The organism is Aestuariivirga sp., assembly GCF_046294715.1.
GTDB lineage: Bacteria > Pseudomonadota > Alphaproteobacteria > Rhizobiales > Aestuariivirgaceae > Aestuariivirga.
The window spans coordinates 179,285-194,552 of record NZ_JBKBKI010000004.1 but is presented as its reverse complement, the minus strand read 5'-3'; the positions used below and the strand labels follow the sequence as shown (position 1 = coordinate 194,552).

The 15,268-nt window shown below is 66.8% G+C and carries 17 protein-coding genes and 1 pseudogene; 10 read left to right on the top strand and 8 right to left on the bottom strand.

The window, feature by feature from the left end:
• The 4 genes and pseudogenes from ACK4HL_RS04975 to ACK4HL_RS04960 all read right to left on the bottom strand — a co-directional run.
• Positions 1-371, bottom strand: a pseudogene (locus tag ACK4HL_RS04975) (hypothetical protein); the annotation flags it as partial.
• A gap of 125 nt (positions 372-496) precedes the next feature.
• On the bottom strand, positions 497-946 hold the full coding sequence (locus ACK4HL_RS04970) for a group III truncated hemoglobin (RefSeq protein ID WP_409756937.1): 450 nt from the start codon (positions 944-946) through the stop codon (positions 497-499).
• A gap of 92 nt (positions 947-1,038) precedes the next feature.
• Positions 1,039-2,232, bottom strand: coding sequence for a 23S rRNA (adenine(2503)-C(2))-methyltransferase RlmN (gene rlmN, locus ACK4HL_RS04965; protein ID WP_409756936.1), 1,194 nt, complete (start codon positions 2,230-2,232; stop codon positions 1,039-1,041).
• A 49-nt stretch (positions 2,233-2,281) separates the two neighbouring features.
• Entirely contained in the window at positions 2,282-2,800 is a 519-nt protein-coding gene (locus ACK4HL_RS04960) for an invasion associated locus B family protein (protein WP_409756935.1), read from the bottom strand.
• 171 nt (positions 2,801-2,971) lie between these two features.
• On the opposite strand from ACK4HL_RS04960, the gene ACK4HL_RS04955 reads away from it, so the two are divergent.
• Positions 2,972-4,639, top strand: coding sequence for an acyl-CoA dehydrogenase family protein (locus ACK4HL_RS04955; RefSeq protein WP_409756934.1), 1,668 nt, complete (start codon positions 2,972-2,974; stop codon positions 4,637-4,639).
• Between the two features lie 7 nt (positions 4,640-4,646).
• Here ACK4HL_RS04955 and ACK4HL_RS04950 read toward each other — a convergent pair whose 3' ends face one another.
• A complete protein-coding gene (locus ACK4HL_RS04950; RefSeq protein ID WP_409756933.1) occupies positions 4,647-5,465 on the bottom strand; it encodes a class I SAM-dependent methyltransferase in 819 nt (272 codons plus the stop codon).
• A 59-nt stretch (positions 5,466-5,524) separates the two neighbouring features.
• Here ACK4HL_RS04950 and ACK4HL_RS04945 point away from each other — a divergent pair, with 59 nt between their 5' ends.
• The 3 genes from ACK4HL_RS04945 (at position 5,525) to ACK4HL_RS04935 (ending at position 7,027) form a co-directional block, all read left to right on the top strand.
• Positions 5,525-6,355, top strand: coding sequence for an SDR family oxidoreductase (locus ACK4HL_RS04945; RefSeq protein ID WP_409756932.1), 831 nt, complete (start codon positions 5,525-5,527; stop codon positions 6,353-6,355).
• A 69-nt stretch (positions 6,356-6,424) separates the two neighbouring features.
• Complete coding sequence (locus tag ACK4HL_RS04940) at positions 6,425-6,610, top strand: twin transmembrane helix small protein (RefSeq protein ID WP_409756931.1); 186 nt, start codon at positions 6,425-6,427, stop codon at positions 6,608-6,610.
• A 69-nt stretch (positions 6,611-6,679) separates the two neighbouring features.
• Positions 6,680-7,027 carry a YkvA family protein gene (locus ACK4HL_RS04935; protein ID WP_409756930.1) on the top strand — a complete coding sequence of 116 codons (348 nt, stop codon included), beginning with the start codon at positions 6,680-6,682 and terminating at the stop codon, positions 7,025-7,027.
• Here the strand turns inward: ACK4HL_RS04935 and ACK4HL_RS04930 are convergent.
• A complete protein-coding gene (locus tag ACK4HL_RS04930; RefSeq protein ID WP_409756929.1) occupies positions 6,999-7,901 on the bottom strand; it encodes a DMT family transporter in 903 nt (300 codons plus the stop codon). The two genes, ACK4HL_RS04935 and ACK4HL_RS04930, sit on opposite strands and share 29 nt — an antisense overlap.
• A gap of 57 nt (positions 7,902-7,958) precedes the next feature.
• Between ACK4HL_RS04930 and ACK4HL_RS04925 the strand changes: the two genes are divergently transcribed.
• Together ACK4HL_RS04925 and ACK4HL_RS04920 are read left to right on the top strand one after the other, a co-directional pair.
• Positions 7,959-8,675 (top strand): tellurite resistance TerB family protein, encoded by a 717-nt coding sequence (locus ACK4HL_RS04925; protein WP_409756928.1) that lies wholly within the window; start codon positions 7,959-7,961, stop codon positions 8,673-8,675.
• Between the two features lie 27 nt (positions 8,676-8,702).
• Entirely contained in the window at positions 8,703-9,590 is an 888-nt protein-coding gene (locus ACK4HL_RS04920) for a YihY/virulence factor BrkB family protein (protein ID WP_409756927.1), read from the top strand.
• Here ACK4HL_RS04920 and ccrA read toward each other — a convergent pair.
• Complete coding sequence (gene ccrA, locus ACK4HL_RS04915; protein WP_409756926.1) at positions 9,587-10,888, bottom strand: crotonyl-CoA carboxylase/reductase; 1,302 nt, start codon at positions 10,886-10,888, stop codon at positions 9,587-9,589. The two genes, ACK4HL_RS04920 and ccrA, sit on opposite strands and share 4 nt — an antisense overlap.
• Positions 10,889-11,018: 130 nt before the next feature.
• Here ccrA and ACK4HL_RS04910 point away from each other — a divergent pair, with 130 nt between their 5' ends.
• The 4 genes from ACK4HL_RS04910 (at position 11,019) to ACK4HL_RS04895 (ending at position 14,453) form a co-directional block, all read left to right on the top strand.
• Entirely contained in the window at positions 11,019-13,007 is a 1,989-nt protein-coding gene (locus tag ACK4HL_RS04910; protein ID WP_409756925.1) for a methylmalonyl-CoA mutase family protein, read from the top strand.
• A gap of 203 nt (positions 13,008-13,210) precedes the next feature.
• Complete coding sequence (gene rplU / locus ACK4HL_RS04905) at positions 13,211-13,522, top strand: 50S ribosomal protein L21 (protein ID WP_409756924.1); 312 nt, start codon at positions 13,211-13,213, stop codon at positions 13,520-13,522.
• A 31-nt stretch (positions 13,523-13,553) separates the two neighbouring features.
• Positions 13,554-13,820, top strand: a complete 267-nt coding sequence (rpmA, locus tag ACK4HL_RS04900; RefSeq protein WP_409756923.1) for a 50S ribosomal protein L27 — start codon at positions 13,554-13,556, stop codon at positions 13,818-13,820.
• Positions 13,821-13,928: 108 nt separating this feature from the next.
• Complete coding sequence (locus tag ACK4HL_RS04895; protein WP_409756922.1) at positions 13,929-14,453, top strand: GNAT family N-acetyltransferase; 525 nt, start codon at positions 13,929-13,931, stop codon at positions 14,451-14,453.
• Positions 14,454-14,473: 20 nt separating this feature from the next.
• On the opposite strand, the gene ACK4HL_RS04890 is transcribed toward ACK4HL_RS04895, so the two are convergent.
• A complete protein-coding gene (locus ACK4HL_RS04890; protein WP_409756921.1) occupies positions 14,474-15,115 on the bottom strand; it encodes a transglycosylase SLT domain-containing protein in 642 nt (213 codons plus the stop codon).
• Positions 15,116-15,268 lie beyond the last annotated feature (153 nt).

The window sequence follows — 15,268 nt, the reverse complement described above, 5'->3', positions numbered from 1 at the left end:
CCCGCATAGACGATGTCCTTCTTGAGGATGGTGAGGCCCGGCGAGATCCGCCGCTCCGCCTCGACGAGGCCGTCGAGCGCCTCCTCGTCGAAGACCACGCAATAGCCGCCACCCTCCCCGGCATAACCACGCCACTGCGAGAGAAGGCCGTTCTTCTGCTGGTGCGGCTCCTGGTGGCGGCAGAAGGAGGCGATGAAGAGCGGCGAGCGCTTGTCCATCTCCTCGAGCCTGGCGCGCCAGGCCTCGTCCGCCTGGACGGCCCTGCCCTCCGAGAGATCGTTGAGGAAGCCCAGATGCGTGGCCCAGATGTTGCCGGAATCGATGATGCCGCGCAGGCCGTTGACCGAGGTGTAGTGATAGAGCCGTGACATGGAGAAGGAAAACCCGGCGGGCTTGGGCGGGTTCCGTTCGGGCCAAGGAGGCGGAAAGGGCCCTCATCCGGCGCGTGCCCGCGCCACCTTCTCCCATTCTGCGGGCGGGAGAAGGGGAACTTTTTTCAGGCGGCGTCGCGGCGGAAGCGCTGGCCGGTGGCGAGCATCACGCCCTGCTGCATGGCGATCCCCATTTCGAGGCTTTCGGCGATGCGCCGGGCGCGGTCGATGAAGAGGTCTGCGGCGGCGGGCGGGGTGAGGTCCCGGGCGGCGGCCTCGAAGATCTGGAGCCAGCGGTCGAAATGGCGGGCGTCGACGGGAAGCTGCTGGTGCGCCTGCATGGGCCTGCCGTGATAGGTGCCGGTCAAGAGCGCCACGGAGGACCAGAAGGCGCACATGCGCTTCAGGTGCGGCTCCCAGTCTTCGATGCGGGCCGCGAACACCGGCCCCAGCACGGGATCGGCCCGGACCCTGTCATAAAAGCCGTGCACGAGGCGGCGGATCATCTCGTCGTCGATGCCGGTGCGCGCCCGGATCTCGGCGGTGACGGCGGCGCGGCGGGCAGCGTGGTCCATCGCGGGGAAAGCTCCTTTCGTTCCGCCCCAAGCTAGGAGCAGAAAAGATGGATTGCAAATGCATGTTTGTCGCGGCGGCCCGCGGCGGGGGATTATGCCCCGGCTTCGAGCGCCAGGCGTTCCCTGGCGCGGAGCTTCTGGCTTTCGCTCTTCAATTGCCCGCAGGCGGCCATGATGTCTCGTCCGCGCGGCGTCCTGACCGGCGAGGCGTAGCCCGCCCGGTTGAGGATTTCGGCGAAGGCTTCGATCGTGTCCCAGCCGGAGCACTCATACTGCGTGCCGGGCCAGGGGTTGAACGGAATGAGGTTCACCTTGGCCGGAATGCCCTTCAGAAGCTGCACGAGGCGCTTGGCATCGGCGGGCGAATCGTTGACGCCCTTCAGCATCACGTATTCGAAGGTGATGCGCCGCGCGTTGGACAGGCCCGGATAGTTGCGGCAGGCCGCGAGCAGCTCCGCGATCGGATATTTCTTGTTGAGCGGCACCAGCCTGTCGCGGATCTCGTCCGTCGTCGCATGGAGCGAGATCGCCAGCATGGTGCCGATCTCTTCCCCGGCGCGCGGAATGTCCGGCACGACGCCGGAGGTGGAGAGCGTGATCCTCCGCTTCGACAGCGAGATTCCCTCGCCGTCGGAGACGATCTCCATCGCGTCCTTCACGTTGTCGAAATTGTAGAGGGGCTCGCCCATGCCCATCAGCACCACGTTGGTGATGTAGCGCCCGCCCAGGGGCGGATTGGGGTTCTGCTCGATGTCGAGCGGCCAGTCCTTCACGCGGTCGCGCGCCGTCATGACCTGGGTGACGATCTCGCCCGCCGTGAGGTTGCGCACCAGCTTCTGGGTGCCGGTGTGGCAGAAGGTGCAGGTCAGGGTGCAGCCGACCTGGGACGAGATGCAGAGCGTGCCGCGGTCCTCCTCGGGGATGTAGACCATCTCCACCTCGTGGCGGGCGCCGCGCTCGTCCGGCGAGAGCCTGAGGAGCCACTTGCGCGTGCCGTCGGTGGAGGTCTGCTCGGTGACGATCTCCGGCCGGCCGATGACGAACTCATCCTCGAGGCGCTGGCGCAGGTCCTTGGCGATGTTGGTCATGTCCGCGAAGGACTGGACACCGCGATGATAGATCCAGTGCCAGATCTGGCCGGCGCGCATGCGGCGCTGCCTTTCCGGCACGCCGGCGCGCCCGAGCGCCTCCGCCAGCGCCGGGCGGGTGAGGCCGATGAGCGACGGGCGGGGATCGTTCGGGATGTAGCGCAAAGGCGCCTCGACTGTCTTCAGGAGCGTGGTCATGGACCGGCCCCATAGCACGAAATTGAGCGGAATTGCGAGCGGCCGGGGCCTAGGGGCAGGCCTTCTCGATTGCCGCCAGGGCGGCGCTGATGCCCTGCAGCGAATAGGTGTCGACCGTTTCGGTGCCGCGCCAGGAGGTGCCCTCCACCTTGAGCGACTTTCCGGCCCTCATGGCGGCGACGATCTTCTTGTCGGTGCCGGTATCGACCCAGGCGGTATCGCCCTTCGAGAACATCTCGTAATTCTCGGCATCGATCGTGAGCTTCACCGGCAGGCCCTCCTTGAAGGGATAGCCGATGATGGTCGAGACCTCGCCTTTGACCGGGGGCTTGCGCCCCGGCATGTGGGTGACGAGGAAGAAGGCGGGGTCGCGCTTGGCGTTCTTGGGCTCGCTCGCCTTCGGCGTCGAGGAGACGTAGCAGACCTTGGAATCGGCCGCGTCATAGGCATAGGCCACCCAGTCCTCGAACACGCCGATCTGCTGCGGCTCGCTTTCGGCCTGCGCCAGGACGGGGAGGAGGATGGAAAAGCCGAGCGCCAGGGCGCCCTTTCGCCAGAACTGATTCATGTGCGCAACCTTAACCCTGCCTGTGGCTGAAATCCATGGCGGGGCAATGCTCGAGGAATCCGGCTCAATTTTGGCATGCGCTGACGTTATGGCATGTTGGCCGGAGGGATTATTGCAGTGCAATATGCTCTGCGCTAGCGTCTTGCATCATAGAGGTGAGGAAAATCGATCATGGCGGCGGTGGAAAGCGGGACGGCGGCGGGCATCACGGTGCCCCATCTGGTGAGCCATCTGGGCCAGGCGGCCTCCGCCGTCGAGGCGCTGCTGGCCAGGGCGAAGGCCCGGCTCGCGCCCCGGTTGATGCCGCAGGGCCGGCTCGATGCCGGGCTCCTCGACCGGGAGCAGCACGCCGCGCACGGCCTCTCCTGGCTCGCCACCTATGCCGCGACGCTCCGCGAGCTCGCCAGCTTCGCTGAACGCCTGGAGGCGGCGGGCAAGCTCGGCGAGACCGAGCGGCTGACGCTGCAGATCGCCGCCGGCGAATACCTGAACCAGGTGGCGGGCGGCATTCCGATGAACCAGGGGGAGTTCGTGCGCCTTGCCGAGCTGGGCCTGATGCGGAGCGAGTGGACGGGGCTTTCCGACCTCGTGCTGTTCGAGCGCGGCAACACGGCCGAGGCGAGGCACCGCCTCGTCGAACTCTTCGCGGACGGGAATTTCGGCTCTTCCGGGCTCGACGACACGCTCTCCGACATGCGCGAGACGATGCGGCGCTTCGTCGAGACGAAGGTCGCGCCCCACGCCCACCAGTGGCACCTCGAGAACGCCTATGTGCCGATGGAGATCGTCAGGGAGCTGGCCGATCTCGGCGTCTTCGCGCTCACCCTTCCGGAGGAGTTTGGCGGCCTGGGGCTGTCGAAGGAATCGATGTGCGTCGTCTCCGAGGAGCTCTCGCGCGGCTGGATCGCGGTCGGCTCGCTCGGAACCCGCGCCGAGATCGCCTGCGAGCTGATCCTCTGCGGCGGCACGAGGGAGCAGAAGGAGACGTGGCTGCCGAAGATCGCCTCGGGCGAGATCCTGCCCACCGCCGTCTTCACCGAGCCCAATACCGGCTCCGACCTGGGCTCGCTCAGGACGCGCGCGGTGCGGGACGGCGACGTCTACCGGGTGACGGGCAACAAGACCTGGATCACGCACCCCGTGCGCGCCGACGTGATGACGCTGCTCGCCCGCACCAACCCGGAGGAGACGGGCTACCGCGGGCTTTCGATGTTCCTCGCCGAGAAGCCGCGCGGGACGGACGAGAACCCCTTCCCGGCAAAGGGCATGTCCGGCGGCGAGATCGAGGTGCTGGGCTATCGCGGCATGAAGGAATACGAGATCCGCTTCGAGGATTTCGAGGTGAAGGCCGGGAACCTGCTGGGCGGCATCGAGGGACAGGGCTTCAAGCAGCTGATGCAGACCTTCGAGGCGGCCCGCATCCAGACCGCGGCGCGCGCCGTGGGCGTCGCCCAGAGCGCGCTCGACGTCGGGCTCAAATATGCCAGAGAGCGCTCGCAATTCGGAAAGCCGATCCTCGCCTTCCCGCGCATCGCCGACAAGCTGGCGCTGATGGCGGCGGAGGTGATGGCGGCGCGCCAGCTGACGCTTTATGCCGCGCGCGAGAAGGATGCCGGCCGCCGCTGCGACCTCGAGGCCGGGATGGCGAAGCTGCTGGGCGCCCGCGTCGCCTGGGCGGCGGCGGACAACGCGCTGCAGATCCACGGCGGCAACGGCTTCGCGCTCGAATACCAGGTGAGCCGCGTGCTCTGCGACGCGCGAATCCTCAACATCTTCGAGGGTGCGGCCGAAATCCAGGCACAGGTGATCGCCAGAAGGCTGCTCGAAGGCGGGAACTGAGGCGCCCTCAGCGGCCGGCCTCGAACACGTGCGCGCAATAGCCGTCGCGCAGGGGCCGGAGCAGCGTGTTGAGCAGGAATTTCGGGAAGGGCACGGCGCCGAGCTCGCGCGCCCGCGCCATGATCGAGCTCCGCGCGATCGGGCGGTAGCCCAGTGCCGCGATGGCGCTGACGGGATCGGCGGGGAGCTCGGCAAAGCTGGTGCCGAGCGCCGCAAGCCGCTTGCGGAGCTCGGCCGCATAGCGCTCGGCGAAGGCCTTCCTCATCAGGTCGCAGATCAGCGTGTGGCGCGGGAAGACCCATTGCACGGCCGAGAGCGTGGACTTGAGCTGAGCCTGCGAGAGGTACATGCTCACCCCTTCCATGACGATGACGGGATACTCGCCCTCGTAGGGCGCGAGCCTGTCCTCGAGGCGCTCGGCGGAAAAATCGACAGCAAGCCTCGTGAGCGGCTGGGGCGCGCGGGCGGCCGGCAGCACGCGCTCCTTTTCGGCGATGAGGCCCGCCTCGTCGACCTCCACCCAGCGCCCGCCGTTGAGCCGGAAGGCGCGGGTGTCGAAGCCGGCGCCGAGGAAGATGACGAGCTGCTCGGGATCGGCGAGCAGCCTGTCGCGCAGCCAGTCGTCGATGATGCGGGCGCGCGTGGCGTTGGAGGCGTTGGGAAAGCGGAGATCGGCGAAATGCCCGAACACCTCCTGCCCCGCCTCGTCCATGAACAGGCTGGCGAGATGGTCGCCGCAGATCGGTTCGCGCTTGCCGGCATCGGCCGCCCGCACGCCGCAGCAGTAATAGGCCGTCCGGGCGACGCCGCTGATGTTCTCGATCATCTTTCCCCTCCCTGGCGAGGCGCGATATGACGGCCTCTCAACCGTCCGGAGAATCGCGCATGACTAGAACGATCCTGATCACCGGCTGTTCCTCCGGCATCGGCTGGCACTCTGCGCTGGGCATGAAGGCGCGCGGCTGGCGCGTCTTCGCCACGGCGCGAAAACCCGAAGACCTGGCGCGGCTCGGAGCCCAGGGCCTCGAGGCCCTCCACCTCGATTACGCCGAGCCCGCTTCCGTGGCAACGGCGGCGGCGGAGGTTGCCCGCCGGACGGGCGGCCGGCTCGACGCGCTGTTCAACAATGGCGCCTACGGCCAGCCGGGGGCGGTGGAGGACCTGAGGCGCGAGGTGCTGGAAGCGCAATTCGCCGCCAACGTCTTCGGCTGGCACCAGCTGACCCGCGACTGCCTGCCCCTCATGCGCGCCAATGGAGCGGGCCGCATCGTGCAGTGCTCATCGGTGCTCGGCCTCGTGGCGCTGAAGTGGCGGGGCGCCTACAACGCCTCGAAATTCGCCATCGAGGCGCTCTCCGACACGCTGCGCCTCGAACTTCGCGGCAGCAACATCCACGTTTGCCTGATCGAGCCCGGCCCCATCGCCAGCAAGTTCGTCGAGACCTCGCTCCGCAACTTCGAGGCCAACATCGACGAGGCGAACTCGCATTACCGGGAAGCCTATGCCCGCCAGCGCGCGAGGCTCGGGCGCGGCGGCTCGGCGCGCTACAAGCTGGGCCCCGAGGCGGTGCTGGAAAAGCTCATCCACGCCCTCGAGGCGGAGAGGCCGAAGGCCCGCTACTACGTGACGAAGCCCACCCATTACATGGGTTTCGCGAGGCGCATGCTGCCGCAGCGGCTGCTCGACTACGTGCTCGACAAGGCCTCCGACCAGTGACGGCTTGACGGAACCCCCGCACCGGCCCATGGGTTCGCCCCGAAACCCTCGATCTTCCGGAGCACGACATTGATCATCGACTATATCGGCTACATCGCGGTGGGCGCGGTGCTCGTGGTGCTGATCCTCGGCCTCGTCAACATGTTCCGCGGCGGCTCCTCCAACACCTCCCAGAAGCTGATGCGCTGGCGCGTCGGGCTGCAGGCGCTGGCGATCGCCGTGCTGATGCTGAGCCTCTATCTCGCCAACCGCTGAGGCTTGAAAACCGCGCCGACCTTCACCATCTCATGCGCCGTTTCGTGTCGGGCTGCGGAGGACCATGAAATGGACGTGAGGCGGAAGGAAGCCGAGGTGAGGGAGAAGTTCTTGCCCAAGCTCGCCCGCGTGCTGGCGAAGGTGCCCTTCGCGGAAGACCTGCTGGCGGCCTATTACTGCGCCCTCGACAAGGCGACGCCGCTCAGGGCCAAGGGCATTCTGCTGGGCGCGCTCGCCTATTTCATCCTTCCCGTCGACGTGGTGCCGGACATCGTGCTGGGCCTCGGCTTCACCGACGACCTCGCGGTGCTGGCCGCCGCTTTCAACGTGGTGAGGAACCACGTGACCGAGGCCCATCGCGCCAGGGCGCGCGAGGCGCTGGAGCGCCTCAGGCGGGGCGCGGCGGTTTCCGCGTGACGACGAGCACGGCGGCGGCGCACACCGCCATGCCGAGGATCTGCACAAGGTTCAGGGTTTCGCCGAAAAGGCCGTAGGCCATCAGCGCCGAAACGCCCGGCACGAGGAAGATGAGGCTCGACACGCGGCCCACGTCGCCCAGCCTGATCAGCAGCATCAGCAGCGTGATGGCGCCCAGCGACAGCACGACCACCGACCAGGCGAGCGCGAAGAAGGCATTGAAGGAGCCGTCGAAGCGCATCTCCTCCGTGGCGAGGGCGAGGACGATCACCACGGCGGAGGCCCCGACATATTGCCAGGCCCCGCCGCTCGCCAGGTTCACCGCCGTGCCGAAGCGCTTCTGGTAGACCGAGCCGAAGGAGATCGACAGCGCGCCCAGCACGTTGACGGCGGTCGTCACCGGCGTGATGCCCCCTGAAAACCCGGCCTCGAGCTTCGGCGAGACGACGAGCGCCACGCCCAGTATGCCGACGGCAAGGCCCGCCCAGTGGCGGAGCGCGATCTTCTCCTTCACCATCCATGAGGCGAGAATCGCCGTCATCAGCGGCTGGAGCCCCACGATCAGCGCCGAGACGCCCGCCGGCATGCCATGCGCCACCGCCCAGTAGACCGGCCCCAGATAGCCGCCATGGAGGAAGGCCCCCGCCACCGTGGCGTGAAATGCCTGCCTCGCCCCGGGCCAGGGGGCGGAAAGCGCCAGCGCAATCGCCGCGAAGAGGAGCCCGGCCAATGGAAAGCGGATCGCCAGGAAGGTCATCGGATCGGCATGGGGGGCGGAAAGCCTTGCAACGACGAAGCCCGTCGCCCACATGAGGACGAAGAGGAAAGGTGCCGCGGCGATCAGCAGGCGTGTGGCGGGCGACTCGGTCGTCATCCGCGCCATTTGCGCCGGTTTCCGCGGCAAGACGAGAGATCAAATCGGGGAGCAGGCATGTTCGATCCACAGAAACTTCTGGAACAGTTCCTTGGCGGCGGAAAGACCGCGCCCGGCCAGGCCCAGGCACCCTCGAAGCAGGGCGGCATCTCGCCCGATTTCGTCAAGGGCTTCGCGACGGGCGGCGTGGCGGGCGGCCTTGCCGGCATCCTGCTCGGCGGCAAGACCTCGAAGAAGATGGCCAAGGGCGCGGTGAAGCTCGGCGGCACGGCCGCCCTCGCGAGCCTCGCCTACAAGGCCTATACCGAGTGGCAGGCCTCCAAGAGCGCCGCCCCGGCACCCGAGGCCCCGCCGGCCATGAAGGACATCACGCCGAAGCCGGAGGGCACCGCCTTCCTGCCGGGGCCCGCGGCCGAGCGCGACGCGATGAGCCTCGCCATTCTCCGCGCCATGATCTCCGCCGCCAAGGCCGACGGCCACATCGACGCCGAGGAGCATCGCCGCATCTTCGCCAGGCTCGACGAACTCGACCTCGACACGGAGGAGAAGGCCTTCGTCATCGACGAGCTCAGGAAACCGCTGGACATCGATGCCGTTGTGAAGGCGGCAACAACTCCGGAGCTGGCCGTTGAGATCTATGCCGCATCCTGCCTCGCGATCGACCCGGACGACCCGGCCGAGCAGGCCTACCTCGCCATGCTCGCCTCGCGCCTCAAGCTCGATCCGGGCCTCAGGACGGCGCTCGAGGCGGAGGTCCGCAAGACGGTGGCCTGAGGAGGCACCTTGCGCTATTGAGCGCCCATGACGGCATCCTCCGACGACGATGGCCCCAGCATCGCCGCACTGGCGCGCGAGAGCTTCTACCGGCTCTTCGCCGACGAGGCGATCCCGCTCGCCGGGAACATCGCCTTCCGCAGCGTGTTCTCGATCTTCCCGTTCCTGATCTTCCTCACGGCACTCGCCGGCTTCTTCGGCAACGACGACCTCGCCGGAGGCGTCGTCACCTTCCTGCTCGGCGTGGCGCCGGCCGAGCTGGTGAAGCCCTTGGTGCCCGAGATCCGCTCGATCCTCACGGTGCCGCGCACCGGGCTCCTCTCGATCTCGGCGCTCATCACCATCTGGAGCGCCATGGGCGGCGTCGACAGCGTGCGCGTGGGGCTGAACCGCGCCTACGACATCCGCGAGACGCGCAGCACCTGGTGGCTCTACGTGCAGAACGTGCTCTTCGTCATCGGCTCGGCGATCTTCCTCCTGATCGTGGCGCTGCTCATCGTCTTCGCGCCGGTGGTGATCCAGGTGATCGAGCTCCGCGCCCCCGCCCTGAGCGGTCATCTCGTGACCATCGAGCAGCTGCGCTACCCGATTGCCATACTCATGCTCACGGCGGGGCTCCTCTTCTGCCACCGCGTGCTGCCGGCCAAGCCCCGCAGCGTTCTCGAGGTGCTGCCGGGCGTGGTGCTGACGGTGGTGGTGTGGGTGATCATGTCCTCCGCCTTCTCGATCTATCTCCTCAACTTCAACACCTTCGCCTCGACCTACGCCTCCCTGTCGGGCGTCTTCGCGGCGATGTTCTTCGTCTATCTCGCGGCCCTGGTGCTGATCCTCGGCGGCGAGGTGAACCGCGTCCTCGAAGTCCGCCGCATCATGCGCATGCAGCGCTACAGGCTGAGGGAGGACGGCGAGGTCTAGCGCGCCGCCGCTTCGACCGCGTCGTCGAGCGTCCTGAGGCCAGTCGTGGGAGCGGAGACCAGCACCGCCATGTTGCCGGGGCGGTGCTCGTTCTTCCACATCTTCATGTGGGCCTTCGGGATATCGGCCCAGGAATAGACTTCCGACATGCAGGGATCGATGCGCCGCGCCATGACCAGCTTGTTGGCGGCGGCGGCCTGCATGAGGTTGGCGAAATGCGAGCCCTGGACGCGCTTCTGGTGCATCCACAGGTAACGCGCATCGAGCGTGAGGTTGAAGCCCGTGGTGCCGGCGCAGATCACGATCATGCCGCCGCGCTTCGTCATCAGCACCGAGACGGGGAAGGTCGATTCGCCCGGGTGCTCGAACACCATGTCGACGTTGTTGCCCTTGCCGGTGAAGTGCCAGATGGCCTTGCCGAACTCGCGCGCCTGCTTGAGCCAGTCGTTGTATTCGGGCGTGCCCACCGTGGGCATCTGGCCCCAGCAGTTGAACTTCTTGCGGTTGATGACGCCCTTGGCGCCGAGCTGCATCACGAAATCCGCCTTGTCGTCGTCCGAGATGACGCCGATGGCGTTGGCCCCCGTGGTGGCGATGAGCTGGATCGCCATGGAGCCCAAGCCCCCCGAGGCGCCCCAGACCAGAACGTTCTGCCCGGCCCCCAGCACATGCGGCTTGTGGCCGAACAGCATGCGGTAGGCGGTGGCCAGGGTGAGCGTGTAGCAGGAGGCCTCCTCCCAGGAGAGGTGCTGCGGCTTCGGCAGCAGCTGGCGGGCCTGGACGCGGGTGAACTGGGCGAAAGAGCCGTCGGGCGTCTCGTAGCCCCAGATCCGCTGCGACTGCGAGAACATCGGGTCGCCGCCATTGCACTCCTCGTCGTCGCCGTCGTCCTGGTTGCAGTGGATGACGACCTCGTCGCCAACCTTCCAGCGCTTCACCTTGGAGCCCACCGCATAGACGATGCCCGAAGCGTCCGAGCCCGCGATGTGATAGGGGTTCTTGTGGCCGTCGATGGGAGAGATGGGCTTGCCGAGCGCCGCCCACACGCCGTTATAGTTCACACCCGCCGCCATGACGAGAACGAGGCACTCGTCCTCGCCGATCGGCCAGGTGGGAACGACCTCGACCTGCATCGCCGTGTCGGGCGCGCCGTGGCGCTCCTGCCGGATGCACCAGGCATGCATCTTCGCCGGAACATGGCCCAGGGGCGGGATCTCGCCCACCTCGTAAAGGTCCTTCACCGGCTGGTTGGCGTTGGCCGGTGCGGCGGAGGAAGCTTTGGCGGCGGCGGAACTCATGTCGTCGTCTCCCTGTCTCGAGCCTTCAGAATAGCCGAGCCTAGACCATTTCGCACCGCAACAAAAGGAGGGGGTGGCCCGCGTTTCCTGCCAAAAGTCGAAGTTGCGGTGCAACATGGGCCGTGCGAGCATGAGCCACATGACCATGCGCGACAAACCCTGGCTCTTCCGCACCTATGCCGGCCATTCGACGGCGGCGGATTCGAACACGCTCTACCGCACCAACCTCGCCAAGGGGCAGACCGGCCTCTCGGTCGCCTTCGACCTCCCCACCCAGACGGGCTACGATTCAGACCACGTGCTCGCGCGCGGGGAGGTGGGAAAGGTGGGCGTTCCCATCGCGCATCTGGGCGACATGCGGACCCTGTTCGAGGGCATCCCGCTCGCCACCATGAACACCTCGATGACGATCAACGCCACCGCCGCTTGGCTGCTCTCGCTCTATGTCGCGACGGCCGAGGAACAGGGCGCCAACCGCCGGAGCCTCTCGGGCACGACGCAGAACGACATCATCAAGGAATATCTCTCGCGCGGCACCTATGTGTTCCCGCCCGCCCCATCGATGCGGCTCATCACCGACACCATCGCGTTCTCCACGAAGGAACTGCCGAAGTGGAACCCGATGAACGTCTGCTCCTATCACCTGCAGGAGGCGGGTGCGACCCCGGTGCAGGAACTCTCCTACGCGCTGGCGACCGCCATCGCCGTGCTGGACGGGGTGAAGGCCTCGGGCGCGGTCGAGGAAAGGGACTTTCCGGAGGTGTTCGGGCGCATCTCCTTCTTCGTCAATGCCGGGATCCGCTTCGTCACCGAACTCTGCAAGATGCGCGCCTTCACCGAGCTCTGGGACGAGATCGGCCGCGAACGCTACGGCATCGCGGAGGAGAGGCACCGCCGCTTCCGCTATGGCGTGCAGGTGAATTCGCTGGGCCTCACCGAGCAGCAGCCCGAGAACAACGTCTACCGCATCCTGATCGAGATGCTGGCCGTGGTGCTCTCCAAGAACGCGCGCGCGCGCGCCGTTCAGCTTCCCGCCTGGAACGAGGCGCTGGGGCTTCCCCGCCCGTGGGACCAGCAATGGTCGCTCCGCATGCAGCAGATCGTGGCCTACGAGACCGACCTCCTCGACTATGGCGACATCTTCGACGGCTCGGCGGAGATCACGCGCAAGGTGGAGGCGCTGAAGGAGGAGGCCCGCGCCGAACTGGCGAAGGTCATGGCGATGGGCGGCGGCACCGCGGAAGAGGTGATCGCCTACATGAAGGGAAGGCTCGTCGAGAGCAACACCGCGCGGCTGCGCGCCATCGAGGCGGGCGAGACGAAGATCGTGGGCGTCAACGCCTTCACCACGAGCGAGCCCTCGCCGCTTTCCGCCGGCACCGACGCGATCATGACGGTGAAGGAAGACGTCGAATACGAGCAGATCGAGCGGCTGAAGGCCTGGCGCGCCGCGCGCGACGGCAAGGCAGTGGCGGCGGCGCTGGATGAGCTGCGCTCCGCCGCGAAGGAAGGCCGCAACATCATGGCGCCCTCGATTGCCTGCGCCAGGGCGGGCGTGACGACCGGCGAATGGGGCGGAACCCTGCGCGAGGTGTTCGGCGAATACCGCGCCCCCACCGGTGTCGCCCTCACCATGCGCGCGGAGGAGACGGAAAGCCTCGCCAGCCTGCGCGAGCGCGTGAGGCGGCTGGCCGAGCGCATGGGCGAAACCCCCCGCTTCCTCGTCGGCAAGCCCGGCCTCGACGGCCACTCGAACGGGGCCGAACAGATCGCGGTGCGCGCCGCCGACACCGGCCTCGAGGTGATCTATGACGGCATCCGGGTGACGCCCGAGCAACTGGTGAAGACCGTGGCGGAAAGGCAGGTGCACATCCTCGGCCTCTCCATCCTCTCGGGCAGCCACGTGCCGCTGATCCGCGAGGTGATGCAGAGGCTGCGCGCGGCGGGGCTCGGCCACGTGCCGGTCGTCGCCGGCGGCATCATCCCGCAGGACGACGTGAACGTGCTGAAGCAGCTGGGCGTTGCCGCCGTCTATACGCCCAAGGACTTCGACCTCGACCGCATCATGGGAGACCTGGTTGCGATGATCGAGAAGAAGGCGGACGAGAAGGCGGCGTGACGGGGCGAATGCCGCCCATCTCCTTGACTCCGCGCGCCCTTTACCCTATCTCCGGCCATCCGCGCGGCACGGGGCTTCCCTTCCGCGCGACATGCGCTGCCTCCGGCAACCCGGTTTCGCCTGAGATTCCAGGCAGTTAAAGCGCACCGGACCATGGGTTTTCCGGTGCCGCCAAAGGGCGCGGGACAAGAAGGACGAAAGACATGTACGCAGTCATCAAGACCGGCGGCAAGCAGTATCGCGTTGCGGCCGGAGACAAGATCCAGATCGAGAAGCTCGACGGCAACCCGGGCGACGAGGTGCAGTTCGCCGAGGTGCTGATGGTCGCCAATGGCGAGACCGTCAACATCGGCGCACCCCATGTGTCCGGCGCCACCGTGGTGGGCGAGATCGCCTCCCAGGACCGCGGCCCCCGCGTCATCATCTTCAAGAAGCGCCGCCGCAAGCACTACCGCCGCAGGAACGGCCACCGCCAGGACCTGACCTCGGTGACCATCCGCGAAATCCGCGTCTGACACGCGCTGACAGGACTTAGGAGAACATCCCATGGCTCATAAAAAGGCAGGCGGCTCATCCCGCAACGGGCGCGACACGGCGGGCCGCCGTCTCGGCGTCAAGGCCTTCGGCGGCGAAGCCGTCGTGGCCGGCAACATCATCATCCGCCAGCGCGGCACGAAGGTTCATCCCGGCACCGGCGTGGGCATCGGCCGCGACCACACGATCTTCGCCACCGTCAACGGCGTGGTGAACTTCCGCCGCACCAAGGGCGACCGGCAGACCGTGTCGGTGATCCCAGCCGTGGCGGCGGAGTAACCGGCGGGCTCTTCACGATATCAAGCCGCCGGATCCACCGGTCCGGCAGGCTCATGAAAGCAAACGGAGAGGTGGCAACCCACCTCTCCGTTTTCGTTTGGGCAATCGATGGCCACGCTCCACACCAGACGCCTGACATTGCGACCGCCGCAGGATACGGATCGGGCGGCACTGGTTCATTCGCTCGACAATCCTAACGTGTCGCGATGGACGGGAAGGATTCCGTGGCCTTACCGGCAGGACGATGCCGAGGCCTTTCTCGCGCATGCGCGAGGCGCACCCGGTGACTCCTTGATCCTTCTGATCACGTACGAAGAAGCCGGGATCGGCGGGATCGGGATCGAAGCGGGTGAGCTTGGCTATTGGCTGGCGGAACCGCAATGGCGGCGAGGCTTCGGCGCCGAGGCTGCGCAGGCAGTGGTGGACCATGGCTTCGCAGCCGAACGGCGGGAGCAAATTCGAGCAAGCTATTTTGACGGCAATGCCGCCTCACGCCGAATCCTCGAGGGACTGGGCTTCGAGGCGACCGGCGAGGCCATCTCCTATTCCCGTGCGCGGCAGGCGGAGGTTCGGATGACAGAGCTTCTCCTTACATGGGAAGCCTGGAAAAATGCGAAGGAGCGGCAGCGATGAACCACCGCTCCCCGAAATCGTCAGAACACCTTGGCGACGTAGGTCGGCACCAGGCTGCGGCGGCCGAGGCCGCCATTGTGCTTGGAAGCGGCGAGCTTGAGGTTGCCGCCGGACTTGCCGATGGCGAGCGACAGGTGCTTGAGGCCCCACTGCACGTTGGTGCGGGCATCGAGAAGGGCCGCGCAGTTGCCGCGGAAGCCGATGCCTTTCGCGGTGGCGCATTTCAGCTGGTAGACGCCATATTCCCCAGCGGCTCCGCGCATGTGCGGCTTGTAGTTCGATTCAACATGCGCGATGCGCAGCGCGAACCAGGTCGGAACGCCATGGGCGGGCGCCATCGACTTGATGAGGGAGACGACATTGCCCTGACGGGCCGTGGCCGCCGCCGGAACGGCAAGCGCCGCCGTGGCGGAGCCCGATTTCTTCTTCAGGCTTTTTGCCTTGCTGGAACCGAAGGAAACGCGGACGCGTTTCTTCGAGGATACGGAAGAGGCCTTGACAACGCTCTTCTTGGACTTGGCGGAAGACTTCTGCCTTTCGATCGTCTTCTCCGAGCCCTTGGAACAAGATCCGGCACCCTTGCAGGAGGCCTGGGCAGGCGCCGTCGCGACAGCACCCAGTACAGCGCTCGCCAGAAGCCCTGCAATCAGTCGTTTCTTCATGTCAGTCCTTTCGTTTTACTCAAACAAAGACAGGATGATCCGGGCTGCCACCCGGATCATCTTCATGCGAGCCGCGATGTTCGCGTGAAGGACCCCCGTAAAGCTTTGGAATGTGTCCTCAAGGCGGCAGAAATATTGCACCGCAACATCGAC